The sequence below is a fragment of the Streptomyces sp. NPDC005878 genome (assembly GCF_040629815.1).
In the GTDB taxonomy this organism is placed as follows: Bacteria; Actinomycetota; Actinomycetes; order Streptomycetales; family Streptomycetaceae; genus Streptomyces.
This window is the reverse complement of sequence record NZ_JBEXWK010000005.1, coordinates 135467-161245: the sequence shown is the minus strand read 5'-3', so window position 1 is coordinate 161245 and position 25779 is coordinate 135467. Positions and strand designations below refer to the sequence as shown.

Annotated in this window: 25 protein-coding genes and 1 tRNA gene; 12 read left to right on the top strand and 14 right to left on the bottom strand. The window is 71.8% G+C overall.

Annotation, left to right across the window (positions count from 1 at the left end; translation table 11 throughout):
• Positions 1–87 precede the first annotated feature (87 nt).
• On the bottom strand, positions 88–2685 hold the full coding sequence (gene clpB / locus ABZ404_RS11290; RefSeq protein ID WP_358832227.1) for an ATP-dependent chaperone ClpB: 2598 nt from the start codon (positions 2683–2685) through the stop codon (positions 88–90).
• A gap of 119 nt (positions 2686–2804) precedes the next feature.
• Between clpB and ABZ404_RS11285 the strand changes: the two genes are divergently transcribed.
• On the top strand, positions 2805–3263 hold the full coding sequence (locus ABZ404_RS11285; RefSeq protein ID WP_358832228.1) for a TIGR03618 family F420-dependent PPOX class oxidoreductase: 459 nt from the start codon (positions 2805–2807) through the stop codon (positions 3261–3263).
• A gap of 130 nt (positions 3264–3393) precedes the next feature.
• Here ABZ404_RS11285 and ABZ404_RS11280 read toward each other — a convergent pair whose 3' ends face one another.
• Complete coding sequence (locus tag ABZ404_RS11280; RefSeq protein WP_283142738.1) at positions 3394–3714, bottom strand: (2Fe-2S)-binding protein; 321 nt, start codon at positions 3712–3714, stop codon at positions 3394–3396.
• A gap of 398 nt (positions 3715–4112) precedes the next feature.
• On the opposite strand from ABZ404_RS11280, the gene ABZ404_RS11275 reads away from it, so the two are divergent.
• The gene (locus ABZ404_RS11275; RefSeq protein ID WP_358832229.1) at positions 4113–5042 is read left to right on the top strand and encodes a helix-turn-helix transcriptional regulator; all 930 of its coding nucleotides are present in this window, start codon (positions 4113–4115) and stop codon (positions 5040–5042) included.
• A 71-nt stretch (positions 5043–5113) separates the two neighbouring features.
• Here the strand turns inward: ABZ404_RS11275 and ABZ404_RS11270 are convergent, their stop codons facing one another.
• Positions 5114–5620 carry a hypothetical protein gene (locus ABZ404_RS11270; RefSeq protein ID WP_358832230.1) on the bottom strand — a complete coding sequence of 169 codons (507 nt, stop codon included), beginning with the start codon at positions 5618–5620 and terminating at the stop codon, positions 5114–5116.
• A 13-nt stretch (positions 5621–5633) separates the two neighbouring features.
• A complete protein-coding gene (locus ABZ404_RS11265) occupies positions 5634–6017 on the bottom strand; it encodes a helix-turn-helix transcriptional regulator (protein ID WP_358832238.1) in 384 nt (127 codons plus the stop codon).
• 588 nt (positions 6018–6605) lie between these two features.
• Here ABZ404_RS11265 and ABZ404_RS11260 point away from each other — a divergent pair.
• The 4 genes from ABZ404_RS11260 (at position 6606) to ABZ404_RS11245 (ending at position 10406) form a co-directional block, all read left to right on the top strand.
• Complete coding sequence (locus tag ABZ404_RS11260) at positions 6606–7121, top strand: hypothetical protein (protein WP_358832231.1); 516 nt, start codon at positions 6606–6608, stop codon at positions 7119–7121.
• Positions 7118–7321 carry a helix-turn-helix domain-containing protein gene (locus ABZ404_RS11255; protein ID WP_358832232.1) on the top strand — a complete coding sequence of 68 codons (204 nt, stop codon included), beginning with the start codon at positions 7118–7120 and terminating at the stop codon, positions 7319–7321. Before ABZ404_RS11260 ends, ABZ404_RS11255 begins: the two co-directional genes overlap by 4 nt.
• A 289-nt stretch (positions 7322–7610) precedes the next feature.
• A complete protein-coding gene (locus tag ABZ404_RS11250) occupies positions 7611–9041 on the top strand; it encodes a hypothetical protein (protein WP_358832233.1) in 1431 nt (476 codons plus the stop codon).
• A 12-nt stretch (positions 9042–9053) separates the two neighbouring features.
• Positions 9054–10406 carry a beta-propeller fold lactonase family protein gene (locus ABZ404_RS11245; RefSeq protein WP_358832234.1) on the top strand — a complete coding sequence of 451 codons (1353 nt, stop codon included), beginning with the start codon at positions 9054–9056 and terminating at the stop codon, positions 10404–10406.
• Between the two features lie 154 nt (positions 10407–10560).
• Here ABZ404_RS11245 and ABZ404_RS11240 read toward each other — a convergent pair whose 3' ends face one another.
• Complete coding sequence (locus tag ABZ404_RS11240) at positions 10561–11436, bottom strand: sigma factor (protein ID WP_358832239.1); 876 nt, start codon at positions 11434–11436, stop codon at positions 10561–10563.
• Positions 11437–11565: 129 nt separating this feature from the next.
• Between ABZ404_RS11240 and ABZ404_RS11235 the strand changes: the two genes are divergently transcribed.
• Positions 11566–12006, top strand: coding sequence for a hypothetical protein (locus ABZ404_RS11235; RefSeq protein WP_358832240.1), 441 nt, complete (start codon positions 11566–11568; stop codon positions 12004–12006).
• A 25-nt stretch (positions 12007–12031) separates the two neighbouring features.
• Positions 12032–12289: a hypothetical protein gene (locus ABZ404_RS11230; RefSeq protein WP_358832235.1), complete on the top strand. Its 258-nt coding sequence runs from the start codon at positions 12032–12034 to the stop codon at positions 12287–12289.
• A gap of 186 nt (positions 12290–12475) precedes the next feature.
• Here ABZ404_RS11230 and ABZ404_RS11225 read toward each other — a convergent pair whose 3' ends face one another.
• The 6 genes from ABZ404_RS11225 to ABZ404_RS11200 all read right to left on the bottom strand — a co-directional run bounded on the left by ABZ404_RS11225 (position 12476) and on the right by ABZ404_RS11200 (position 18628).
• A complete protein-coding gene (locus tag ABZ404_RS11225) occupies positions 12476–12928 on the bottom strand; it encodes a helix-turn-helix domain-containing protein (RefSeq protein ID WP_358836498.1) in 453 nt (150 codons plus the stop codon).
• A gap of 1 nt (position 12929) precedes the next feature.
• Positions 12930–14108, bottom strand: a complete 1179-nt coding sequence (gene dnaJ, locus ABZ404_RS11220; RefSeq protein WP_358836499.1) for a molecular chaperone DnaJ — start codon at positions 14106–14108, stop codon at positions 12930–12932.
• Between the two features lie 45 nt (positions 14109–14153).
• Positions 14154–14810, bottom strand: a complete 657-nt coding sequence (gene grpE, locus ABZ404_RS11215; protein ID WP_358836500.1) for a nucleotide exchange factor GrpE — start codon at positions 14808–14810, stop codon at positions 14154–14156.
• Positions 14810–16678 (bottom strand): molecular chaperone DnaK, encoded by a 1869-nt coding sequence (gene dnaK, locus ABZ404_RS11210; protein WP_358836501.1) that lies wholly within the window; start codon positions 16676–16678, stop codon positions 14810–14812. Before dnaK ends, grpE begins: the two co-directional genes overlap by 1 nt.
• Before the next feature lie 136 nt (positions 16679–16814).
• Positions 16815–17609 carry an FkbM family methyltransferase gene (locus tag ABZ404_RS11205; protein ID WP_358836502.1) on the bottom strand — a complete coding sequence of 265 codons (795 nt, stop codon included), beginning with the start codon at positions 17607–17609 and terminating at the stop codon, positions 16815–16817.
• Positions 17606–18628 carry an MraY family glycosyltransferase gene (locus ABZ404_RS11200; protein WP_358836503.1) on the bottom strand — a complete coding sequence of 341 codons (1023 nt, stop codon included), beginning with the start codon at positions 18626–18628 and terminating at the stop codon, positions 17606–17608. The genes ABZ404_RS11205 and ABZ404_RS11200 overlap by 4 nt, the downstream gene beginning before the upstream one ends.
• Before the next feature lie 211 nt (positions 18629–18839).
• Here ABZ404_RS11200 and ABZ404_RS11195 point away from each other — a divergent pair, with 211 nt between their 5' ends.
• The 3 genes from ABZ404_RS11195 (at position 18840) to ABZ404_RS11185 (ending at position 23554) form a co-directional block, all read left to right on the top strand.
• Complete coding sequence (locus ABZ404_RS11195; protein ID WP_358836504.1) at positions 18840–21107, top strand: (Fe-S)-binding protein; 2268 nt, start codon at positions 18840–18842, stop codon at positions 21105–21107.
• Between the two features lie 288 nt (positions 21108–21395).
• Complete coding sequence (locus ABZ404_RS11190) at positions 21396–22547, top strand: VCBS repeat-containing protein (protein ID WP_358990331.1); 1152 nt, start codon at positions 21396–21398, stop codon at positions 22545–22547.
• A gap of 83 nt (positions 22548–22630) precedes the next feature.
• Entirely contained in the window at positions 22631–23554 is a 924-nt protein-coding gene (locus ABZ404_RS11185; RefSeq protein WP_358833340.1) for a Yip1 family protein, read from the top strand.
• 118 nt (positions 23555–23672) lie between these two features.
• Here the strand turns inward: ABZ404_RS11185 and ABZ404_RS11180 are convergent, their stop codons facing one another.
• From ABZ404_RS11180 to ABZ404_RS11170, 3 genes are all read right to left on the bottom strand, one after another.
• Entirely contained in the window at positions 23673–24170 is a 498-nt protein-coding gene (locus ABZ404_RS11180) for a phosphoribosyltransferase (RefSeq protein ID WP_101392481.1), read from the bottom strand.
• Positions 24171–24175: 5 nt separating this feature from the next.
• Positions 24176–24751, bottom strand: coding sequence for a dCTP deaminase (gene dcd / locus ABZ404_RS11175; RefSeq protein WP_358833339.1), 576 nt, complete (start codon positions 24749–24751; stop codon positions 24176–24178).
• Positions 24752–24833: 82 nt separating this feature from the next.
• Positions 24834–25019 carry a hypothetical protein gene (locus ABZ404_RS11170; protein WP_358833343.1) on the bottom strand — a complete coding sequence of 62 codons (186 nt, stop codon included), beginning with the start codon at positions 25017–25019 and terminating at the stop codon, positions 24834–24836.
• Between the two features lie 246 nt (positions 25020–25265).
• On the opposite strand from ABZ404_RS11170, the gene ABZ404_RS11165 reads away from it, so the two are divergent.
• A tRNA-Gly gene (locus ABZ404_RS11165) sits at positions 25266–25339 on the top strand.
• Positions 25340–25779 lie beyond the last annotated feature (440 nt).

The following is a 25779-nucleotide window of genomic DNA, read 5'->3' as shown; positions in this document are numbered from 1 at the left end:
TCATCCTCTCCCATGCCGGGCGGGGGCTGGCAACCCCCGCCACGGGTATCCGCTGACGGCTGACCGAATCCTGGCGCGGCCACCCGGCTACAGGCTCTTTCCGGTCGCCGCCCCCACGCTCAGCCCGTCCCCCACCCGGTCGACGCGGACCGTGTCGCCGTCCTTGACCTCGCCCGCCAGGATCTCCTTGGCGAGCCGGTCGCCGATGGCGGCCTGGATGAGCCGGCGCAGCGGGCGGGCGCCGTAGGCCGGGTCGTTGCCCTCGTGGGCGAGCCAGGCCAGCGCCTCGGGGGTGACCTCCAGGGCCAGGCGGCGGTCGGCCAGGCGCTTGGCGAGGCGGGCGATCTGGAGCTCCGCGATGTGCGCCAGCTCGTCCTTGGTGAGCGCGGAGAAGACCACCAGGTCGTCCAGGCGGTTGAGGAACTCGGGCTTGAAGGACGCCCGCACCACCTCCAGGACCTGCTGCTTCTTCTCCTCCTCGCTGGTCAGCGGCTCGACCAGGTACTGGCTGCCCAGGTTGGAGGTCAGCACCAGGATCGTGTTGCGGAAGTCGACCGTGCGGCCCTGGCCGTCGGTGAGGCGGCCGTCGTCGAGGACCTGGAGCAGGACGTCGAAGACCTCCGGGTGCGCCTTCTCGACCTCGTCGAGCAGCACCACGCTGTACGGGCGGCGGCGGACCGCCTCGGTGAGCTGGCCGCCCTCCTCGTACCCCACGTACCCCGGCGGGGCGCCGACCAGGCGGGCGACGCTGTGCTTCTCGCCGTACTCCGACATGTCGATGCGGACCATGGCCCGCTCGTCGTCGAAGAGGAAGTCGGCCAGCGCCTTGGCCAGCTCGGTCTTGCCGACGCCGGTGGGGCCCAGGAAGAGGAAGGAGCCGGTGGGGCGGTCGGGGTCGGCGATGCCCGCCCGGGTGCGCCGGACCGCGTCCGAGACCGCGCGGACCGCCTCGGACTGGCCGATCAGCCGGCGGCCCAGTTCGTCCTCCATGCGCAGCAGCTTCTGCGTCTCGCCCTCCAGCAGACGCCCGGCCGGGATGCCGGTCCAGGAGCCGACCACGTCCGCGATGTCGTCCGGGCCGACCTCCTCCTTGACCATGGTGTCCTTGGAGGCTTCCTGCTCCGCCTCGGATGCGGCCTCCAGCTCGCGCTCCAGGGTCGGGATCTCGCCGTACAGCAGCTTGGAGGCGGTGTCGAAGTCGCCGTCGCGCTGGGCGCGCTCGGCCTGGCCGCGCAGGTCGTCGAGGCGCTCCTTGAGCTCACCGACGCGGTTCAGGCCCTCCTTCTCCTTCTCCCAGCGGGCGGTCAGGCCGCGCAGCTCCTCCTCCTTGTCGGCGAGGTCGCGGCGGATCTTCTCCAGCCGCTCCTTGCTCGCCGCGTCCGTCTCCTTGGACAGGGCCAGCTCCTCCATACGGAGGCGGTCCACCGACCGCTGGAGCTCGTCGATCTCCAGCGGCGAGGAGTCGATCTCCATACGGAGGCGGGAGGCCGCCTCGTCCACCAGGTCGATCGCCTTGTCCGGCAGGAAGCGGGAGGTGATGTAGCGGTCGGACAGGGTGGCCGCGGCCACCAGCGCGCTGTCGGCGATCTGCACCTTGTGGTGCGCCTCGTACCGCCCCTTGAGGCCGCGCAGGATCGCGATGGTGTCCTCGACGGTGGGCTCGGCGACCAGGACCTGCTGGAAGCGGCGCTCCAGGGCCGGGTCCTTCTCGATGCGCTCGCGGTACTCGTCGAGGGTGGTCGCGCCGACCATCCGCAGCTCGCCGCGGGCCAGCATCGGCTTGAGCATGTTGCCCGCGTCCATCGCCGAGTCGCCGCCCGCGCCCGCGCCGACGACCGTGTGCAGCTCGTCGATGAAGGTGATGATCTGGCCGTCGCTCGCCTTGATCTCGGACAGGACGGTCTTCAGGCGCTCCTCGAACTCGCCCCGGTACTTCGCCCCGGCCACCATCGCGCCCAGGTCCAGTGAGACGAGCCGCTTGTTCTTCAGCGACTCCGGGACGTCGCCCTTGATGATCCGCTGGGCCAGGCCCTCCACGACCGCGGTCTTGCCGACGCCGGGCTCACCGATGAGCACCGGGTTGTTCTTGGTGCGCCGGGAGAGCACCTGCACCACCCGGCGGATCTCCTGGTCCCGGCCGATGACCGGGTCGAGCTTGCCCTCGCGGGCGGCGGCCGTGAAATCCGTGCCGAACTTCTCCAGGGCCTTGTACTGGCCCTCCGGGTCGGGGGTGGTCACCCTCCGTCCTCCTCGTACTGTCTCGAATGCCTCAAGGAGCTTCTTGGCGGTCGCGCCCTGCTGGGAGAGGAGCTCGCCGGTCCGGCCGCCCTTGGCGGCGAGGCCGATGAGCAGGTGCTCGGTGGAGAGGTACTCGTCGCCCAGCTCCTTGGCGCGCTGCGCGGCGTCGGCGATGACGGCCAGCAGGTCGCGGTCGGGCTGCGGCGGGGCGACCGTGGAACCGGCCACCTTGGGCAGCGCGGCGAGCAGCCGCTCCGCCCCGGACCGGACGGCGGCCTGGTCGGCCCCGGCGGCGGCCAGCAGGTCGGTGATGTTCTCGTTCTCCTCGCCGGTCAGGAGGGCGAGGAGCAGGTGCGCGGGCGTCAGGTCGGGGTGTCCGTCGGACACGGCCCGGCTGCTCGCGGCGTTGATCGCGTCCCGGCTCTTGTTGGTCAGCTCGGCGTCCACGTGCGGTCTCTCCTCCTCGGCGCAGGGGGTACGAACTCCATGACTCATCCAGCGTACATAAAGTTGAGCCTATTCCGCTCAAGGTGGCGGGGACGAAAGTTCCGCGTAGGTTTCGGCGCATGAGCACGAGCACGGACACGGACACGGCGGCCGTCCCGGCCTCCCGCACGCGTACCCCTGTGGACCCCCGGCAGCCCGACGCGGCCTATCTCGCCTTCTGGCGCGAGCGCCACCTGTGCACGCTGACGACCCCGCGCCCGGACGGCAGCCCGCACCTGGTGCCGGTGGGAGTCACCTACGACCCGGAGGCGGGCGTGGCGCGGGTGATCGCCAACCGGTCCAGCCGGAAGGTGCGGAACGTGCTGGCGGCCGGTGAACAGGGGGCGCGGGTCGCGGTCTGCCAGGTGGACGGGCGCCGCTGGGCCACCCTGGAGGGCCGGGCGTACGTACGGACGGAGGCGGGGCCGATCGCCGAGGCGGTGGCGCGGTACGCCGAGCGGTACGGGCGGACGCCGCGCGAGAACCCGGACCGGGTGCTGATCGAGATCGTCCTGGAGCGGGCGATGGGCCGGGGCTGAACCGGGCCCGGCCACGCGCGCGGGCGGACCCGTACCCGGGCAGCACAGCGGCGCCACCGTGTTCAGGTCCACGATGGCGCCGCTGTGTGGGGGAAGCGCCTGAGCGATTTACAACGACGGGGGAATCGCTTCAGGCACTGCGGGGGGTGGCGGTAGACGACTCGGGGTCGAACAGTTGGTGGTCTCGCTGGTCCAGATTGACGAACACCATGCCGTAGCGCACGGCACAGCGAATCGGCTGCGGCGCCCCGCGCGGCCGGCGCAGGCACCGGTAGGCACGGACGTCCTCGTCGTCCTCGCGCGCGACCAGGATCGGCTCGCCGAACAGGGTGACCATCAACGAATCGCCACGGTGGGGGATCGCCGTGACGAGGTCGATGAAGTGCCACCCCGAGCGGTAGGCCGTGGCCATCTCGCGCCGGAAGACCCGGTCGTCCGGCGGGAGGCTCATGCGCTTACACCCGCGGGCGCGACCTCCCAGGTAGGCTCCACTGGAGCCGCCAGGACCCGCGTCACCGGCTTGTGCTCCCAGGTGGGCTCTCCCGGAGCCGCCACGGTTCCGTGGGACGGCTTGCTCTCCCACGTGGGTTCCCCACTCGCGGCGAGAGCGCAAAGAGCAGCCGCGACAACGGCTATAGCGCTAAGTGCTCGAACCATCCTGCTCATGGCCGATCTCCACCTCTTTATGATCATTCCCTCCCCCCGCGCATAAGACGATGGCTCACTCTGAGCGCTTCCACCAGCGAGGCCAGGCATCATGTTCCTGTAATTCAGGAGTATGAGGGGGGTGTAATCCGGTTGTATCAGGGGCACTTCGGACATAGTCATGGCCCTACAGACCTGTGCGAGATGGGCAAGACCCTCTACGCCACCGCGTTGCGTACCGGCGGAATAACTCGCACGGAAGCCCAGGCCGCTCCCTGTCTCATCGATCTCGCGCTGCTGCGGCCCGACGCGGACGACGCGGAGCAGCTGCGGCCGGTCCCTCCCTCCGTCGTCCTGAACCAGCTCGTGCAGCCCCTGGAACGCGAGATCCAGGAGCGCAGGAAGCTGTCGATGTCACTGGCCAGCACCTTCGAGCCGTTCATGGCGATCACCAGCGAGGACGCGGCGAGCACCCACGCGATCACGGTCCTGGAGGGCCTGGAGCTCATCAACGCGACGCTGGACCGCGTCATCGACGAGTGCACCAAGGAACTGCTCACCATCCAGCCCGGCAGCGGACGCAGACCCGAGACCCTGGAGTCGGGCCTGCGCCGGGTCCAGCCGCTGCTCGACCGGGGCGTCGGGATGCGCACCCTCTATCAGCACACCGCCCGCCACCACTCCGCGACGATCGGGTACGTGGAGCGCATCGCGCCCTACGGCCTGGAGGTCCGCACGCTGGAAGAGATCATCGACCGGCTGATCATCGTGGACCGCCGGGTGGCCTTCATCCCCGCGCGCAGCGACCGCCGGGTCGCGCTGGAGCTGCGGCACGAGGGCCTGGTGCAGTATCTGGTCGGCGTCTTCGACCAGTTCTGGCTGCACGCGGTGCCGTGGGAGGAAGAGGTCCCGTACGGCTCCTCCAAGGCGGAGGGGATCACGGGCGTCCAGCGCTCCATCGCCAAACTCCTCGTGGAGGGGCACGTGGACGACTCCATCGCGCGGCGCCTCGGGATGAACGTCCGCACCTGCCGCGCCCACATCGCCAAGCTGAACGCCGCCCTGGGCAGCGGCAGCCGCGCCCAGCTCGGCTATCTCATCGCCCAGTCCGGAATCCTGGAGCAGGACGACTGAGCCGGCCCCGCGCGCCTCGTACGGGAGCGGCCGCCCTCTCCCCTCTCATACGTGCGGGTGGCTGCCCGGTCTCATACGTGCGGGTGGCTGCCCGGCGGGTCGCCGTCGTCCGCGGGCCGGCCGCGCTGGCGTCCGCGCGGGCGGTGCGGCATGAGGTCCCTGCCGCGCGCCTCGCCGGTGCCGACGATCGGCAGCGGGTGGCCAAGGCGGCCGTCGGGGGTCTGGGGGAAGCGCAACAGCCGCCCCGGCGGCGGCGGTTGGCCCGCCTCGGGGTGCCCGGCCGCGTCCCGTCCGCCGTCGCCCCCGTGAACGGCGTCCTCCTCCACCGGCGGCCGCGGCCCGTCCTCGCCCCGCCGGGCGGCACGCCCGTCCCCGTCCGCCCCGCGGCCGACGCGGGCGTGCTCCTCCCAGCCCTCGCGGAACCAGCGGAGCTGCTCGTGCTGGAGCTCCTGGTCGGTCAGGACCCGTACGCCGTCGAGGCCGGCGCGCCGGACCTTCTCCCCCAGTTCGATCAGCAGGCCGCCCAACGCCTCGGCCAGAGCGTCCTGTTCGCCTCCTGAACCGTCTCCGTCCGCCATCCCCCGCCCTCCTTCACACCCCCGGGCTGCCGGCCCCCTCACGTCCGTCCGGCAGGAACGCCTTCGTCACGCGTACGAACAGCTCGCGCAGCTCCTCGGGCACCCCCATGAGCCGGGCGGCCTCCTCGGGGCCGAGCGGCACCGCGCCCTCCCCGTCCTGCCCGCCCCGGCCCACGGCGATCGGCAGATCGTCCTCGGAGAGCCTGCCGGAGCGGATGAGCATGTCCCGCAGCGGTACGCCGAGCACCGCCGCCAGTCTGCGCATGGTCTCCAGGTCCGGCATGCTCTGGCGCTGCAACAGCCTGCTCACGGCGGCCCGGTGGACCCCGGCGTCGTCCGCGAGCTTGGACTTGCCGCCCCCGCGCGGGCTGTCGATGTCGTAGTTCCGCAGCCGCATCAGGCGCTCGATCCAGGCGGCGAACTCCTCCAGCCCGTCCGCGTGACCGCGACCGCCCTCGCCGCGGTAGCCCTGTTCGTTGCGGGCGCCGGCCCGTGCGCTCGAACCCATGTGGTCGCTCTCCCTCGTCGCGGGAGACAGCGTACCCCCGGGGCGCTCGCGCGACAGTAGGTGCGCGCCCGCACGCATGAGTCGCTTGCGTACGCGCACGCACCGTGTCACCCTGATCACGCGTTCGCAATTTGCCGAACTCGTGTTCCCATACGTGGGGAGGGGTTTGCACGTGCCCGCACACCTGACCACTCGGAAAACACCCTTGACCTCGGGCTTGTCCCGAGCGGCGGACGACCTCGACTGGCGCAGGGCCGCCGCCTGCGCGAACCTCCCACAACACTCCGTGTTCGCCCGCGTTCCCTCCGACGCCGAACCGGTATTGCGAGCATGCAATCAGTGTCCCATCCGTACCGAGTGCGAAGTGGTCGTCGACCCCGCGCACACCTTCTTCGACGGGGTGAGCGGCGGACGGCTCTGGCGCAACGGCCGCGAGGTCAAACGGCCCCCGGCGTCCGCATCCGGGCAGGCGGAGCGATGAGCGGCGGGCGCGCGGACGCGGTGTGGCTCCAGTCGCTGGCCCGCCGCTTCCCCGACCTCCTCGCGGAGCTGGCGCCGTCCCCGGCGGGCCCGCGCGAACGGCCCGGCGGCTCGCTCCGCTCCACCACCGCCCCGGTCCGGCTGCACATCTCCGACGCCGTACGGGACATCACCGACGGCGTGGTCGAGCTGGAGGAGGCGGTACGGGAGCGGCTCGGCCTGCGCCCGCCCACCCCGGCCCCGGTGGTGACCCGGCTCGCTTGGATCGCCGAACTCCTCGACGCGGTGGACGAGTTGCCGGACCTCGCCGCGCACGTGGCGGCCGAGACCCGGCGGATGGCCCGGCGCTGTGCCCGCGAGCTCGGGGACCCGGAGCAGATGATCCGGATCGGCGGGCGCTGTCCCGCGTGCGCCTCGGTGTCGCTGCGCGTGTTCCCCGAGCGCGGCGCCGTGCTCTGTGTGAACCCCGTGTGCCGCCATGTCGTCCGCACGGACCTGGAGGAGGCCTCGTGACCGCGTTCCCGACCCCGGGCCTGGTCACCGGCGAGCTCGCCGCCGCCGAGGTGGACGTCTCGCCCGCGACCCTGCGCAAGTGGGTCCAGCTGGGCCATCTGCGCGCCGCGGGCCGGCAGGGGCGCAGGCTGCTCTACCGGCTGGAGGACGTGTTCGCGGCGGAGCGTTCCGTCCACCGCGACGCGATCCCGCACCACTGACCCGGCCCGCTCCCCCGCCTGGCGTGACCCGCTCTCCGCAGGGCCCCACCCGCACCCCGGGTGGGGCCCTTCCGCTGTCTCCGCCCACGCCCCAACCCCCGCCCTGAGCAGGCTTGTTGCGGGATCGGGGGCCCCGGATCACACTGGGAGCAGCGGCAGAACCGCGCCCACATCCGGGGCGACGGGTCTGCCGCTTCGTGCTGCTCAGGCCGCTTCCCTCACGCCCCTCCGCCCAGGAGAAGGGCGCCGCGGCCATGCGTGCGGCACACCACCGTGAAAGGAGTCCCCAGTGGACCAGATCCTGTTCTGGAACGCGGTGGCCCTGGAGGCCGACCGCACGACCCACACCACGGGCGCCCCCGCCGAGGCGGGCACCCGGGGCCCGTGCGGCGCCTCCCGGGCGCTGGCCCTGACCCATCTCGCCATGCACGACGCGTACTTCGCCATCCACCCCGGCCACGACTGCTACCTCGGCGACTCACTGCCCGAGGCCCCGGCCGGCGCCTCCTCCGACGCGGCCGTCGCCGCCGCCGCGCACGCCACGCTCAGCGCCCTCTACCCGGCCCAGAAGGAGTACTTCAACGCCCAGCACCGGGCCGCCGCCCTGCCGGCCGGACCGGGCACCGGCCCCGGCCACGCCTTCGGCCTGCGGGTCGCCCGCGTGCTCCTGTCGCTGCGCGGCGCCGACCCCGGCCTCGGCGACGACGGCTACGTCTACTCCACCGCCCGCGGCCACCACCGCCCCGACCCGGTCGACCCCGGCCAGAGCGTGTACGCCGCGTACTACGGCGCCCGCTCCCACCTCTTCGCGGCCACCACCCGCCACCACCTGGACGCCCCGCCGCGGCCGGGCAGCCCGCGGTACGAGGCGGCGCTGCGCCAGGTCCGCGCCAAAGGCATCGCGACGCATCTGGCGGGCGCGCTCCCCGAGGACCTGCGGGCCGGCCGGCGCACCCCGCGGGAGACGGCCATCGGCATGTTCTGGGCGTACGACGGGGTCATCGGCCTGGGCACGCCGCCGCGCCTCTACAACATGATCGTCCGCAAGGTCGCCGAGGCCCAGCGGAACGACACCGCGCAGAACGCCCGGCTGTTCGCGCTGCTCAACGCGGCGATGGCCGACGCGGGCATCCTGGCCTGGACCGACAAGTACGTCTACGACCTGTGGCGCCCGGTCGTCGGCATCCGCGAGCACGACCCCTCCTCGGGCCCGGCCGGCACCGGCGGGGCGCCGCTCGGCGCGGACGCCGACCCCGAGTGGCTGCCGCTGGGCGCGCCCAACACCAACAACCCCGGCGGCCGGGTCAACCGGACGCCGAACTTCCCGTCCTACCCCTCGGGCCACGCCACCTTCGGCGCGGCGGCGTTCCAGTCGGTGCGGCAGTTCTACCGCCACGGCTCCTACGGACCGGACAATCTGGCCGCCGGTCTCGAGTTCGTCTCCGACGAGCTGAACGGCACGACCACCGACACCAACGGGACCGCCCGCACCCGGGTGGTCCGCACCTTCCCCGGCGGGCTCTGGGACATGATCCGCGAGAACAGCCTCAGCCGGGTCTTCCTCGGCGTGCACTGGAACTACGACGGCTGGGTCCCGAACGCCTCCGGCGACATGGACCTGAGCCTCAACATCGGCGGCGTCCGCCTCGGCCTCGACATCGCCGACGACATCGCCGCCCACGGCCTGCGCGCCTCCCGCGCGGCCGGTCCCGCGGCCTAGGGCCCGTACGCCGTGCGTCTGCTGCCCCGCGGCCCAAAGCCGCATGCCAAGAAGGCCGACAAGACCGAGAAGGCCAAGAAGAAGGAGTCCCCCATGGGTACGAACGAGACCTCCGGCGCGGAGAGCGGCACCGTGACCGCCTCCGGCTCCGGCCACCCCGGCGACAACCCGCCCCCGCCCCCCGCGCGGCGCGGCGGCTTCGTCTATGTGATGAGCAACCAGGAGACCGGCAACTCGGTGACGGTCTTCGCCCGTGACGTCTACGGCAACCTGACCCGCAAGGGCACCTACCCGACCGGCGGTCTCGGCGTCGGCCGCAGCTACGACCTGGAGGACACCTCCGACCCGCTGGTCTCGCAGGGCTCGCTCATCGCCTCCGAGGACCAGCGGTTCCTGTTCGGCGTCGACTCCGGCAGCGACGAGGTCTCCTCGCTCGCCGTCGAGGGCGAGCGGCTGCGGCTGGTCAGCCGGGTCGCCTCCGGCGGTGTCCGCCCGGTGAGCGTGGCCGTCCACGGCAACCTCCTGTTCGCCGTGAACGCCACCGACGGGTCCATCGCCGGCTTCCGCGTCGGCGACGACGGCTCGCTCACCCCGGTGGAGGGCTCCCGCAAGGCCCTGATCGGCGGGGCGGGGGCGGGCCCCTCGCAGATCCAGTTCACGCCGGACGGCACGCAGTTGATCGTCACCGAGCGGCAGACGAACATCATCGACGTCTTCCCCGTCGACGCCTACGGCCGCGTGGGCGAGCCGGTGCGCAACCAGTCCGCGGGGCTCGCCCCCTTCACCGCCACCTTCCACGGCGACGTGCTGATGGTCACCGAGATCATCGGCGCACCCGGCTTCCTGGGCTCCATGTCCACGTACCACGTCGACCGCGACGGCACCCTCCAGGTGATCAGCGCGTCGGTGACCACCACCGAACTCACCACCTGCTGGACGGCAAACAGCGTCCTGGACCCGGGCGTGGTGTACGTGGCGAACGCCCAGAGCGGTTCGATCGGCGCCTTCCGTATCGACGAGCGGGGCGAGATCACGCTCTTCCCGGCCGACGGCCACCTCGCCGTCAGCAAGAACTCGCACGCCACCCAGGACATGGCCATCACCAACGACGGCCTGTACCTGTACGTGCTGACCGCCGGGATCGACGAGAAGATCGCCGATCCCCGGCTGCCCACCTACGTGGAGGGGACGCCGTACTGCGACAAGATGTCGATCAGCGCCTACCGCATCGAGTCCAGCGCGGGGCTGACCACGCTGAAGGGCTTCGGCGTGGCCGATGACCCGCCGCGGGTGATCAGCCCCGGGGTGCTCGCGCCCAGCGCGGGCGGGCTCGCCCCGGGATCGGAGGGGATCGTCGCCTTCTGACCCGCAGGCCCCCCGCGGACCGTGCCCGGCCGGCCGCGCCGTTCCCCGCGCGCCTTCGGGCACGGCACCGCAGCGCAGCGCACGGCACCGCACCCGCGTCAGCCGGGCCCACGGCCGTCCCGCGAACGCCGGCCGTGGGCCCGGCCCGTGCCTCCTACGCCGCCAGGACCGCCAGGTCCAGGCGGCGCAGCCGGTCCGGGTCGGCCCGCAGCGTGATCCCGGTGATCCGGCCCCCGGCCAGGGTGAACCCGATGACCACCTTGAGCTCGCCCCCGGGCGCCCACACGGCTCCCACCGTGCCGTCCACCAGGGCGAGCTGGGCGGTGTGGGCGCGGCCGTTGAACGTGCCGGCCACCGCCGCCGCGCCCCGGACCTCGCCCATCGCCCCCACCTCCACGGTCGCCCGGTCGGCCCGGACCACCACGTCCGGGTCGAGCAGGTCGAGCAGCGCGTCGAAGTCCCCGGCGCGCGAGGCGGCGAAGAAGGCCTCGACGACCTCCCGCTGGCGGGCCAGGTCCGCGTCCGGCACCGGAGCGGACTCCTGCACCCGGCGCCGGGCCCGGCTGGCGAGCTGGCGGGTGGCGACCGTGGAACGCCCCACCACCGGGGCGATCTCGTCGAAGGGCACCATGAACATGTCGTGCAGCACGAAGGCGATCCGCTCGGCGGGGGCCAGCGTGTTCAGGACGACCAGCATCGCCAGGCCCACCGAGTCCACGAGCAGCACCTCGTGCTCCGGGTCGCCCGGCTCCTCGTGCCCGCGCCCGCGCACCGGCACGGGCTCGTCGTACAGCAGCTCGCGCCGGGAGTCGCGCGAACGCAGCATGTCCAGGCAGACGCGGCCCACGACGGTGGTGAGCCAGCCGCCGAGGTTCTTCACACAGCCAGCGTCGGTGCGGCTGAGGCGCAGCCAGGCCTCCTGGACGGCGTCGTCCGCCTCGTTGAGGTTGCCGAGTATCCGGTAGGCGACGGCCCGCAGATGGGTGCGGTTGGCCTCGAACCGCTCGGCCAGCCGTTCGCGCTCGTCCACGTTCACGGTCACGTTGTTCCCCTGCCTCACCCGTAGAGGTGACACCGACTGTATCCGCTGACCCGCCCGGCGGGTACGGCGATCCGGCTCTCAACTCCGTTACGGAACCGGCCATTTGAGGGAGACACCATGGCCGCACCACCCGCGACACCCGCACCCGGCGTCCCCCGCGTCGACGCGGCCCGTGCCCAGCGCCTGGAGGCGTCCGGCCGCTCCTGGGCCTTCGAGCTGGGCGGCGAACTCTTCGAACTGCCCGCCGAACTCACCCGCGCGACGGCCCGCGCCCTGCGCGCCCTGGGCGGTGACGACCTGGGCGCCTCGCTCGAACTCCTCCTCGGCGGCGCCCAGTCGGCCCGGCTGCGCCACCACCGCCCCTCACCCCACGACATCGAGGCGGTCCTCGCCTCCTGGGGCCGCGACACCGGGCTCGGCCTGGGGGAAGGCTGCGCCTCGGCGTGTACGTGGAGGACAACGCCGAGGCGCTGGAAGCCGCGCTGCTGCGCCACTACGGCGTGGACCTCCTGGACTGGCACCGCGGCCGGCTCTCCTCCCGCCGGCTCGCGGTCCTGATCCGCCATCTACCGAAGGAGCCCTCATGGTGAACACCGGCCAGGCCGAAGGAGTCGCGATCGAACTGGAACGGCTGCGGCGCGCGGTGGAGGTCGGGTTCGCCACCACGCGGGGCGACCTGGCGCTGCTGCTCCAGCGCGCCGACCAGACCGACAAGACGCTGGGAGAACACGACGACCGTCTGGACGCCCTGGAGCGCGGGCGCTGGCCGCTGCCCGCGATCGCCGCCCTGACCTCGTGCGCGGCCCTCGCGGTGAGCGTCTGGCAGGGGACGGGCCATTGACCGGCGGCCACCGGTGGAAGGCCCCGGGCCGCACGCCGGGGCAGCGCCCCGGATGCCACGCGCGGGGTGCCGCCCGCCGCGCCGGGTCCCGCGCGCCCACGCAGAAGGGCCCGCCGCCCCCTCACGGGGACCGCGGGCCCTCTTGTTCGTCGAGCCGCCGGTGTCGCGTCCCGGCGGTGGACCGCGCTAGTGCGTGTCCTTCGGCCTCTTGGGCCGCCAGACCACCAGGGCGCCGGTCGGCTGCACGTCCTGGTACGGCACCAGGTCGCGTCGGTACGACGCGTGGACCTGGGCCTCGCGCTGCCGCATGGCGGCCGCCGCCCCGTCCACCGCGGCCGAGAGCTCGGCGACGCGCTGCTGGAGCGCGGCCACCTGGTTCTCCAGCTCGATGATGCGCTTGATGCCGGCCAGGTTGATGCCCTCGTCCTGCGACAACTGCTGCACCGTACGGAGCAGTTCGATGTCGCGGGCCGAGTAGCGCCGGCCGCGCCCGGCCGTGCGGTCGGGCGAGACCAGGCCGAGGCGGTCGTACTGACGCAGGGTCTGCGGGTGCAGACCGGAGAGCTGAGCGGCGACCGAGATGACGTACACCGGCGATTCATCGGTCAGTTCGAACGGATTGCGTCGTCGGCCGTCCATCTCATGCTCCCTTCGCGGCCTGGAACAGTTCTGCCCGCGGATCCTCGTCCGCGGTCGCCTCGCGGAACGCCTCCAGGGCCTCGCGCGCCTTGTCGCCGAGGTCCTTGGGCACCATGACCTCCACGGTGACCAGCAGGTCCCCGCGCGAGCCGTCCTTGCGGACCGCGCCCTTGCCCCGGGCCCGCATCGTACGGCCGTTGGGCGTGCCCGCGGGGAGCTTCAGGGTGACCGGCGGCCCGCCCAGGGTGGGCACCTTCACCTCGCCGCCGAGCGCCGCCTCCGCGAAGGAGACCGGCACGGTGACGGTGAGGTTGTCGTCCTTGCGGCCGAAGACCGGGTGGCTGTCCACGTGGACGACCACGTAGAGGTCGCCCGCGGGGCCACCGCGCTCGCCCGCCGCGCCCTTGCCGCGCAGCCGGATCCGCTGGCCGTCGAAGACACCCGCCGGAATCCTGACCTGCATGGTCCGCGAGGACTTGGCGCGGCCGCTGCCCTTGCAGACCTCGCAGGGGTTCTCCGCGATCAGACCGCGGCCCTTGCAGTCCACACACGGGTCGGTCAGCGAGAAGCCGCCGCCGGTGCCGCGCGAGACCTGTCCGGTGCCGACGCACGTCGGGCACACCCGGGGCGTGCCGTTCTTGTCGCCGGTGCCCGAACAGGCCTTGCAGGGCGCCTGGCTGGAGAGCCGGATCGGGACCGTGGCCCCGTCGACCGCCTCGGTGAAGCTGAGCGTCACCTCGGACTCCAGGTCCTGGCCGCGGCGCGGCTGGGTCCGGGTGCCCGGGCCCGCGCCGCCCCGGTTGAAGAGCCCGCCGAACACGTCGCCGAGCCCGCCGCCGAAGCCGCCGGCCGCCCCGCCGCCCTGGGCGCCTCCGAAGAGGTCGCCCAGGTCGAAGTTGAAGCTGCCGCCGCCGGCGCCGGGACCGGCCCGGAAGCCGCCGTTGCCGAAGAGGGCGCGCGCCTCGTCGTACTCCTTGCGCTTCTTGGGGTCACCGAGGATGTCGTTCGCCTCGGAGACCTCCTTGAAGCGCTCCTCCGCCTTGGCGTCGCCCTTGTTGGCGTCCGGGTGGAACTCGCGGGCGAGTTTGCGGTACGCCTTCTTGATCTCGGCCTCGGTGGCGTCCTTGGGGACGCCGAGGACCTTGTAGTAGTCCTTCTCGACGAAGTCCTTCGTGCTCATCGACGTCCCTCCTCCCGGACGACCACTTCACCCATGACCGTCGCGTCAGCCCTCGTCCGGGCCACCGCTCTCCTCTTCGGCCGTGGCGCCGCCTTCCTTGGCCTCCTTGCCCTCCTTCGCCGCGCCCGGCTGGGGCTCGGCGACGGCGACCCGCGCGGGGCGGATCGTACGCTCGCCGATCCGGTACCCGGGCTGGAGGATCGCGACGCAGGTCGTCTCGGTGACGTCCGGGGCGTAGCTGTGCATCAGGGCCTCGTGGACCGTCGGGTCGAAGGGCTCGCCCTCCTTGCCGAACTGCTGGAGGCCCATCTTCGCGGCGACCGTCTCCAGCGACTCGGCCACCGACTTGAAGCCGCCGGTCAGTTCGCCGTGCTCACGGGCCCGGCCGATGTCGTCGAGCACGGGCAGCAGCTCGGTCAGGAGGCCGGCGACGGCGATCTCCTTGACCGTGACGCGGTCCCGCTCCACGCGGCGGCGGTAGTTCTGGTACTCGGCCTGGAGGCGCTGGAGGTCCGTCGTGCGCTCGGCGAGCGCCGTCCGGGCCTGGTCCAGCTGGGCCTGCAGGGCGATCTCCTTGGCTGCGTCCCCGGCCGGGGCCGCCTTCTCCTCCTTCGAGGAGTCGGCGGCCTTCGGCTCGGCGTCTTCCTGTGCGCCGGAGGGGACGTCGGGCTTCTCCTCGAAGCCCGGGGTCTCCTCAGACATCAGGCCGCGCCACCCTTCGCGTCGCCCGGCTTCTCGTCGTCCACGATCTCGGCGTCGACGACGTCGTCCTCGGCCTTGGGAGCCTCGGCGCCCTCGGCGCCGGCGGCACCCTGGGCGGCCTGGGCGTCCGCGTACATCGCCTGGCCGAGCTTCTGGGAGACGGCCGCGAGCTTCTCGGTCGCGGTGCGGATCTCCGCGGTGTTGTCGCCCTCGGCGGAGTCGCCCTTCAGCTTCTCCTTGAGCTCGGCCACCGCGGTCTCGACCTCGGTCTTGACGTCGCCGGGGACCTTGTCCTCGTTGTCCTTGAGGAACTTCTCGGTCTGGTAGACGAGCTGCTCGCCCTGGTTGCGGGACTCGGCGGCCTCGCGGCGGCGGTGGTCCTCCTCCGCGTACTGCTCGGCCTCCTCGCGCATGCGGTTGACCTCGTCCTTCGGCAGCGAGGAGCCGCCGGTGACGGTCATCTTCTGCTCCTTGCCCGTGCCCAGGTCCTTCGCGGTCACGTGCATGATGCCGTTGGCGTCGATGTCGAAGGCGACCTCGATCTGCGGGACCCCGCGCGGGGCCGGCGGCAGACCGGTCAGCTCGAACATGCCGAGCTTCTTGTTGTACGCCGCGATCTCGCGCTCGCCCTGGTAGACCTGGATCTGGACGGACGGCTGGTTGTCCTCGGCCGTCGTGAAGATCTCGGAGCGCTTCGTCGGAATCGTGGTGTTCCGCTCGATGAGCTTGGTCATGATGCCGCCCTTGGTCTCGATGCCGAGGGACAGCGGGGTCACGTCGAGGAGCAGGACGTCCTTGACCTCACCCTTGAGGACACCGGCCTGGAGGGCGGCGCCGATGGCGACGACCTCGTCCGGGTTGACGCCCTTGTTGGCGTCCTTGCCGCCGGTCAGCTCGCGCACGAGCTCGGCGACGGCGGGCATACGGGTCGAGCCACCGACGAGGACGACGTGGTCGATCTCGGAGAGCTGGATGCCCGCGTCCTTGATGACGTTGTGGAACGGGTGCTTGCAGCGCTCCAGGAGGTCCGCGGTCAGCTGCTGGAACTGGGCGCGCGTCAGCTTCTCGTCCAGGTGCAGCGGGCCCTCGGCCGAGGCCGTGATGTACGGCAGGTTGATCGAGGTCTCGGTGGACGAGGACAGCTCGATCTTCGCCTTCTCGGCGGCCTCGCGCAGGCGCTGGAGCGCCATCTTGTCCTTGGAGAGGTCCACGCCGTGGCCGGACTGGAACTGCTTCACCAGGTAGTCGACGACGCGCTGGTCCCAGTCGTCACCACCGAGGTGGTTGTCACCGTTGGTGGCCTTCACCTCGACGACGCCGTCACCGATCTCCAGGAGGGACACGTCGAAGGTGCCGCCGCCGAGGTCGAAGACGAGGATCGTCTGGTCGTCCTTGTCCAGGCCGTACGCCAGCGCCGCGGCGGTCGGCTCGTTGACGATGCGCAGGACGTTGAGGCCCGCGATCTCACCGGCCTCCTTCGTCGCCTGGCGCTCGGAGTCGTTGAAGTAGGCCGGGACGGTGATGACCGCGTCGGTGACCTTCTCGCCGAGGTAGGCCTCCGCGTCCCGCTTCAGCTTCTGCAGGATGAAGGCGCTCATCTGCTGCGGGTTGAAGGTCTTGCCGTCGAGGTCGATCTTCCAGTCGGTGCCCATGTGGCGCTTGACCGAGCGGATGGTCCGGTCGACGTTGGTGACGGCCTGCCGCTTGGCGACCTCACCGACGAGGACCTCGCCGTTCTTGGCGAAGGCGACGACGGACGGCGTGGTCCTGGCGCCTTCGGCGTTGGTGATGACGGTGGGCTCGCCGCCTTCGAGAACGCTGACGACGGAGTTAGTCGTGCCCAGGTCGATGCCGACCGCACGTGCCATTTCGGTTTCCTCCAACTGACATCTTGAGTGGAACTGACTCAAGGATGCATGACTCGCCCCGAGCGGTCAACAGAGCTGAGTCTGGGGGGCTCAACTTTTATGTGCGGCTTATGCGCCTGCCCGAGGTTCGGCCACGTCAGTCGGCGTGTGCGGCCTGCGGCGGGACCTGTTCCGAGGGGGCCGGGGCGTCCTCGCGCAGCAGGATCAGTTCGCACTGGAGGAGGCGTCCGTCGCGCGGGTCCGCGAGGCCCGGCCGCACCGACATGAGCGAGAGCCCGAGCTCCTCGCGCGCGTGGGCGAGGACGTCGTCGAACCCCGCGCCCCCCTCGTGCAGCGGCACCAGCGCCGCCCCGGCCTGGAGCCCGACGATCTCGTCCGCGTAGGCGCCCGCGCCCCGCAGCACCTCGTGCTCGTACCCCTGCACCGCGAGCCGTACGAAGACCCGCTCGCCGGGCGCGGTGACGCCCTCCCACAGGGCGTCCAGCCGGTGCGCCTCGACGCAGCGCGTGCCGGTGTACGCGGTGTGGGGCGCGGCGGCGCGATGGCGGGGCAGCATCGCCAGCGCCGAGCTGCTCACGCCCGCGTCGCCCGCGATGTTCAGGGTGAGCGGCCCGCTGCGGTCGGCGAGCGCGTACGGCAGCACCGACCAGAAGGGGTCCTCCGCGGCCCGCAGCCGCAGCTCGGCGCGGGGTTCGCGCAGCGGCTCGAAGGAGACGATCCGCCCCTCGTAGCCGCAGCGCCGCAGCATCGAGCCGTACGCCCCGCTGTACGCGCCCACGTCCAGGACCAGGTCGATCTCGTACCGCCGCAGCAGCCGCACCAGGCGGCTGCCGTCCTCGTCGGCGAGCCGGCCGGGGGCGCCGAGGGGGCGGGCGAGGCGGCGCAGGGCGGTACGGGCGCGGTCGCCCATCGCGATCATGTCGATGCTCACGCCGGTGCTCCTTCGCGGGCGGCCCCGGGGGCCGGTTCGGTACGCAGGGCCGCGTCGCCGTAGACCGGCATCCGCAGCAGGGCCACCACCGCGACGGCCGTGCCGAGCACGAGCGGCAGCACGGCGGCCGGGGCGAGGCGGCCGTCGTGGACGAGCAGCGCGGTGACGGTGCCGAGCAGCGCGGCGACGCCGAGGACGACGGCCGTCCCCTGCACGGTCAGGCCGACGCGGCGCAGGCGGTGCGCGATGTGGTCGGCCGCGCCCTCGGCCAGCGCCCGCCCGGCGAGCCGCCGCGACACCAGGACCAGCACCGCGTCGGCCAGGACCACGGCGGTCAGGGCGGACAGCGAGGCGGTGGCCCGCGCCGGGTCGGCCTCGGTGTGGACGAGTACGGCGGCGCAGGCGAGCAGGAAGCCGGTGAAGAGCGAGCCGCAGTGGCCGAGGACGATCCGCGCGGGGTGCCAGTTGTGCACCAGGAACCCGGTGAGGGAGGCGGCCAGCACGCTGAGCAGCAGGGCGAGTCCGGTGAGCGCGTCCTCGATGGCGCAGACGGCGAGCCCGAGCGCGATGACCGCGGCCACCGTCCCCATCGCCCCGTCGGTGGCGTCCAGCAGGCTGAAGGCGTTGGTGACGAGCACGATCCAGAGCACCGCGAGCGCGCCCGTCCCCGGCGAGAGCCCGGACGCCAGGGCGACCACCACGGTGGCGGCGGCGGTCTGCACCCCGATCCTGACCCGGGCCCCGAGCGGGCGCAGGTCCCCGGCGAGCCCGAGGAGCGCCACGGCCCCGGCGGCGCCGAGCAGCGGCCCGACCCCGTCCCCGAGCTCGGCGAGCCCGAGGACCGGTCCGGCGCCGACCGCGGCGAGCGTGCCCACGGCGACGGCGATGCCGCCGAGGTGCGGGGTGCGGGCGGGGCGTGGGCCCCCGGCCCCGGCACGCAGGACGGCCGCGCGGACCACCGCTGCCAGCAGGGCGGTGCACAGCAGGGCGGCGACGGCGGCGGTGAGCCCGGAGATCATGCGAACCAAGTTAGATTGTTATGTCCGTGTATGGGCTGAATAACACGATGGACATTTCAAAAGTGCCGGAAACCCCGTCCACACTGAGGGCCGCCTGAGCGACACAGATCACCGCGTGCGCGGCTACAGCGCCGCCGCATAAATGGGTACGCTCAGACGAGCTCGATAAGTTACTGCTTAGTAATCCCTGGCAGGCCCGAGGAGCCCCCACATGCAACTCGCCGCGATCATCGTGTCGCTGGTCCTAATCGCGGTCGGCGTAGCGCTGTTCGGCCGTGCAATCTGGCAGATCTACCAGTTCGTGCGGCTCGGCCAGCCGGTGCCCGCGGGCACCCGCACCGACGAACCCGTCCAGCGCACCGTGACCGTGGTCAAGGAGTTCCTCGGCCACACCCGGATGAACCGCTGGGGCGTCGTCGGCGTGGCGCACTGGTTCGTGGCGGTGGGCTTCTTCTCGCTGCTGCTGACGATCGTCAACGCGGTGGGGCAGCTCTTCCAGGCCGACTGGCTGATCCCGGTCATCGGCGACTGGCTGCCGTACGAGATCTTCGTCGAGTTCCTCGGCCTGATGACGACGCTCGGCATCCTCACGCTGATCACCGTCCGCCAGCTGAGCAAGGCCGACAAGCCGGGCCGCAAGTCCCGGTTCGCCGGCTCCAACACCGGCCAGGCGTACTTCGTCGAGACGATCATCCTCATCGTCGGCGTCTGCATCATGACGCTGCGCGCCCTGGAGGGCGTCCAGCACGGCGTGGACAGCTACGAGCCCGGGTTCTTCGCCTCGTACCCGCTCATCCTGGCCCTCAAGGGCCTGAGCCTGACGACGATCCAGAACCTGACCTACGCGGTCGCGGGCCTGAAGATCGCCGCCTCGTTCATCTGGATGATCACGGTCTCCCTCAAGACCGACATGGGCGTGGCCTGGCACCGCTTCCTCGGCTTCCCCAACATCTGGTTCAAGCGCGAGGCCGACGGCTCCACGGCGCTGGGCGCGCTCCAGCCGATGACCTCGGGCGGCAAGCCGATCGACTTCGAGGAGCCGGGCGACGACGACGTCTACGGCGTCTCCCAGATCGAGCACTTCTCCTGGAAGGGCATCCTCGACTTCTCCACCTGCACCGAGTGCGGCCGCTGCCAGTCGCAGTGCCCCGCCTGGAACACCGGCAAGCCGCTCTCGCCCAAGCTCCTGATCATGTCCCTGCGCGACCACGCGCACGCCAAGGCGCCGTATCTGCTGGCGGGCGGCGGCAAGGACATGGAGGGCAACGAGAAGGCGACGCCCGAGCAGCTGAAGGACGTCCCGGCCGCCGCCATCGCCGAGGCCGAGCGCCCGCTGATCGGCACGCTGGAGGAGAACGGCGTCATCGACCCGGACGTCCTGTGGTCCTGCACCACCTGCGGCGCCTGCGTCGAGCAGTGCCCGGTCGACATCGAGCACATCGACCACATCGTCGACATGCGCCGCTACCAGGTGATGATCGAGTCCGCGTTCCCGTCCGAGGCGGGCACGATGCTCAAGAACCTGGAGAAGAAGGGCAACCCCTGGGGGCTCGCCAAGAAGCAGCGCGTGGAGTGGACCAAGGAGGTCGACTTCGAGGTCCCGATCGTCGGCAAGGACGTCGAGGACCTCAGCGAGGTCGACTACCTCTACTGGGTCGGCTGCGCCGGCGCCCTGGAGGACCGCGCCAAGAAGACCACCAAGGCCTTCGCGGAGCTGCTGCACATGGCGGGCGTCAAGTTCGCGATCATGGGCGGCGACGAGAAGTGCACCGGTGACTCGCCGCGCCGCCTGGGCAACGAGCCGCTGTTCCAGCAGCTCGGCCAGGAGAACGTCGCGATGCTGAACATGGCGTTCGGCGAGGATGACGACGAGCCGGAGACGAAGAAGCCGAAGTCGTCGAAGAAGATCGTCGCGACCTGCCCGCACTGCTTCAACACGATCGCCAACGAGTACCCGCAGCTCGGCGGCGAGTACGAGGTCATCCACCACACCCAGCTGCTCCAGCACCTCATCGACGAGGGCAAGCTGGTCCCGGTGACCCCGGTGGAGGGTCTGATCACGTACCACGACCCGTGCTACCTGGGCCGTCACAACAAGGTCTACACGCCTCCGCGCGAGATCATGGACAAGGTCCCGGGCCTGCGCCAGCAGGAGATGCACCGCCACAAGGAGCGCGGCTTCTGCTGCGGCGCCGGCGGTGCGCGGATGTGGATGGAGGAGCGGATCGGCAAGCGCATCAACAACGAGCGCGTCGACGAGGCCCTCTCCCTCAACCCGGACATCGTCTCCACGGCCTGCCCGTTCTGCCTGGTCATGCTGACCGACTCGGTCAACGGCAAGAAGAACGACGGCCAGGCGAAGGAGTCCGTCCAGGTCGTGGACGTGGCGCAGCTGCTGCTCGACTCGGTGAAGACGCCGGCGGACCCGACGGCCTCCGAGGACGCGGAGCCGGCCCCGGAGCCCGAGCCGGTGAAGTAACCGCACCCCGACGGCCCCGCACCACCCCCAGCGGCCGGTCCCCGCCCCCGGGCGGAGACCGGCCGCTGTTGCGTCCGCGAGGGCGGCCGGAGGCCGGCCGAGGCCATCCGGAGAACAGAGGCGGCACAGAGGCGGACAGACGCGCAGCACAGACGCGCAGCACAGCCGCGGACAGACGCGGGGCAGCCGCAGGAAGGCGTCAGCGCAGACCGCCACCCACCGCTCACCCCTGGCCCACGATGCGGCATCCTGTGGCGCGTGACGAGGCCGATGCGTACGCGAAGAACCGTGGCAGGCGCGGCAAGAGCGGCAGGAGCGGCCGCCGTGGTCGCCGCGGCGGTGTGGGGCGCGGCGGGTTGCCAGTCCGCCCCCGCCCGCCCGTCCGCGCCCGCCACCGAGGCCGGGTCCGTTCCCGCGCCCGTGGAGCCGCGACGGCCGGTACCGCACGGCCGCGGCAGCACCGTCCCGTACGACTTCAACGGTGACGGCCACCGCGACCTGGTCGTCGACGACCTGGCCAAGGAGGAGAGCGAGCGCCACGGCGACGACGCCGGTATCGCCGTCGTCTACGGCACGGACCCCGCCCGCGCCCTCGACCCGGCAGCCCGCCAGATCCTCACGCCCCGCCACGACGCGGCCCCGGTCCGCGGCGAACGGCCCGCCACCTTCGAGGCCGAGGCGGCGTGCGACCTGGACGGGGACGGCTTCGGCGACCTGATCGTGACGACCGACCCGCCGTACGACGGCACCGGCCGGCCGCCCGTCCCCCTCCAGGTCCTCTTCGGCGGTCCCGGCGGCCTCACCACCCGCGCGGTCGTCCTCGGCATCCCCGGCCGCGCCCGGTACGGCGACGACTGGCCCGACCACCCCGTCTGCGGCGACTTCGACGGCGACGAGGCCACGGACCTGGCGGTCACCGCCACCGGCGGCCGCGTCAGCTTCCTGCGCGGCCCCTTCGCCCGCAGCGGCGCCCCGCGCGCGGCGGGCGCCCCGCTCCCCGGCGGCGGGCCGGTCCTGGCCGCGCCCGAGCCGGGGGCGGACGTGAACGGGGACGGCTGCGACGACCTGGTGGTCCGCGAGTCGGCCGCCCCCGGCGCGCGGGCCCGGCTGCTCCTGGGCGGCCCCCGCGGCCCGGCGCGCCCCGGCGGCACCTACACGTACGGCCCCGCCACCTCCGCCCGTCCCCCGCGGCCGCCCGCGACCGCCCTGCCCGGCGGCGGCCCGGCGCCGGTGACGGACGTCCTCCAGGTCGCGGACTTCACCGGCGACCGAGTGGCCGATGTGGCGGTCCGTATCCACCGGGACGAGACGCGCGACCTGGTGGCGGTGTACGCCGGAACGGACACCGGCGTACGGGAGAAACCCCTGGTCCGCTTCACGACGGCGGGCTGGGGCCGAGCCCGCCGGGCCGCGCCCCCGGCCCCCTCCGGGACCCCCTAGGGGATGTCACAGCTCAGCCGCAAAGACGCCCCGGACCCGCCGCCCCGGCTTGGCGCCCCGTCAGAACAGGTACGTTCGAAAGCGTGGCAGGATTCAGGATGGGGCGCGGCCGGGACGACCGGAACCCGCGACGGCGACCGCAGCAGGGACAGGGGCAGGGACACGGCCAGGGAGGCCAGTGGCCCGCCTCTCCGCAGCAGCGCGCACAGCAGCAGTACGGATACGGGCAGCAGCAGCCGCACCCGCGGCAGGACGAGCCGGAGTACTTCGGCGACCCGTACGGCGGCCAGGGCCAGGGCGGTTACGGCCAGAGCGGCTACGGCCAGGGCGCTCCCCAGGGGTACACGCCCGCCCAGGACCCGTACGCCAACAACCCGGGTCACACCCAGGCCTTCAGCATCGACGAGGACCCGTACGGCCAGGGCGCGACCTACCGCGCCGGCGCCGCGGCGGCGCCCCCGTCCGGCCCCCGGCTGCGCTGGAAGGACCTGCTGCACGGCATCGTGACGCGGCCGGGACCGACGTTCTGGCAGATGCGCGACTACGCCGTGTGGGGCCCGGCGCTGACCATCACGTTCCTCTACGGCCTGCTGGCGATCTTCGGCTTCGACAAGGCCCGCGAGGACGTCATCAACACGACGCTGAACAAGGCCGTCCCGGTGGTCCTCACCACCGGGGTGGTCTTCGTCCTCGGCGGCATGATCCTGGGCGCGGTGACCCACACCATGGCCCGCCAGCTCGGCGGCGACGGCTCCTGGCAGCCGACCGTGGGCCTGTCCATGATGATCATGTCCCTCACGGACGCGCCCCGGCTGCTGCTCGCGCTGTTCCTGGGCGGGGACAACGGCCTGGTGCAGGTGGTCGGCTGGGTGACCTGGCTGGCGGCGGGCGCGCTGTTCACGTCGATGGTGAGCAAGTCGCACGACCTGCCGTGGCCCAGGGCGCTGGGCGCGAGCGCGATCCAGCTGGTGGCGTTGCTGAGCCTGATCAAGCTGGGCACGATCTAGCGGGCACGCGGGCACGCGGGCACGGGTGCCCGGCGGATACGGGGAGGGGCCCGGGGTTCTGTGAACCCCGGGCCCCTCCCCGTATCGACTGTCCGTCCCTTGTCCGTCCCTGCCTGCTCTACGCGTCGAGGACCTGACCCTCACGGCGTACGACGGGCGGCTCGACGCTCCACGGGAAGTTGATCCACTCATCGGTGCGCTTCCAGACGTACTCGCACTTCACGAGCGAGTGCGACTTCTCGTAGATGACGGCGCTGCGGACCTCGGCGACGTGGTCGACGCAGAAGTCGTGGACGAGCTTGAGGGTCTTGCCCGTGTCGGCGACGTCGTCCGTGATCAGGACCTTCTTGCCGGAGAAGTCGATCGCGTTGGGGACGGGGGCGAGCATCACCGGCATCTCCAAGGTGGTGCCGACGCCGGTGTAGAACTCCACGTTCACGAGGTGGATGTTCTTGCAGTCCAGGGCGTAGGCGAGACCACCCGCGACGAAGACGCCGCCGCGCGCGATGGAGACGACGATGTCGGGCTCGTAGCCGTCGTCCGCGATGGTCTGCGCGAGGTCGCGGATGGCGCCCCCGAACTTCTCGTAGGTCAGGTTCTCGCGTACGTCGCTCATGTCACTCACACCTGGGTCCGATGGAAATTGAGGAAGGACCGCGAGGCGGTCGGTCCGCGCTGGCCCTGGTACCGGGAGCCGTACCGCTCGGAGCCGTAGGGCTCCTCGGCGGAGGAGGTCAGCCGGAAGAGGCACAGCTGCCCGATCTTCATGCCCGGCCAGAGCTTGATCGGGAGGGTCGCGAGGTTGGAGAGCTCCAGCGTCACGTGCCCCGAGAAGCCCGGGTCGATGAAGCCGGCCGTGGAGTGGGTGACCAGGCCGAGCCGTCCGAGCGAGCTCTTGCCCTCCAGCCGGGACGCGAGGTCGTCGGGGAGGGAGATGACCTCGTAGGTCGAGGCGAGCACGAACTCGCCCGGGTGCAGGATGAAGGCCTCGTCGCCGTCGGGCTCGACGAGCCGCGTCAGGTCCGCCTGCTCGACCGCGGGGTCGATGTGCGGGTACCGGTGATTCTCGAACACCCGGAAGTAGCGGTCGAGCCGTACGTCGATGCTGGACGGCTGGACCATGGATTCGTCATACGGATCGATACGGACGCGACCCGCGTCGATCTCGGCCCGGATGTCCTTGTCTGAGAGAAGCACGTCCCGAGGATACGCAGGGTGCGCGGGCCCGCCGTAATCGGACAGACCCGCGCGCGCCACCGCGTACGGCCCGGGCGGGTGCCTACCGCCGCTCGCCCGCCACAGGGACGGCGTGCCGCAGCCGGGCGCAGCGGGGGCACCGGAGCAGCCGGCCGGGCCCGATCCGCTCGGCCCCGAGCTGCTGCATCGGGAACATATCGGTGGTGAAGACGTGCCCCTCGGCACAGCGGACGACGGTGCGCTCCAGCGAGTCCATCAAGTGGCTCAAGTCCCTTCCCCAACAACAAGCATGGACGGAGAAACCACCACATTAAGGGATGAACGGGACGCCACTCCAAGCGGCACTCCGACACCGCCCCCACCCCCGAGGACCCCCAGCACCGTACGCCCCAACTCCGGCCCCCCGCACCCGAATCCCGCCACGCGAAACACGAGAAGCCCCCGGGCGGATACGCCTGGGGGCGGGGATGAGGTAAGGTGAGCAACGATGCGAGGCCCTTCGGGGGATCGTTGCGCGAGTGTAGTTTAATGGTAGAACATGAGCTTCCCAAGCTCAGAGCGCGGGTTCGATTCCCGTCACTCGCTCCACAGCAAAGCCCCAGGTCGACGACCTGGGGTTTGTTTGTTATCTAGACCATTTGGCGCCCGCGTGCCATTCGCGTGCCATGAGGGATCGAATACCCCACCTAATTGAGCGGCACAAGCCCCTCCGTGAGGGCGCGCCGCCAAATCGTCTCGAATACTGAGACGGATTTCATGTACCTGCACCACTCACGCGGCGGGCGCATGCTCGTGTGCAGGCGCGAAGCACCTTCAAGTGCGACGCCAAGAAAGCGCCAGCGCCAAGAGGAGCGAGTATCGGTCCCGGCTCCGCACTGATGACACCTCTCGGACAGTCACGGCCGGATTGGCGCGGCCTTGTAACAGAGAACGCTCGATTGACACGCAGGCTCGTCACAGAGGCCCAACGAACCCCGCCCGAAGCTAAGTTCACCGGGCCGGGCTCCTGGACATCCACTTCCCCCGGC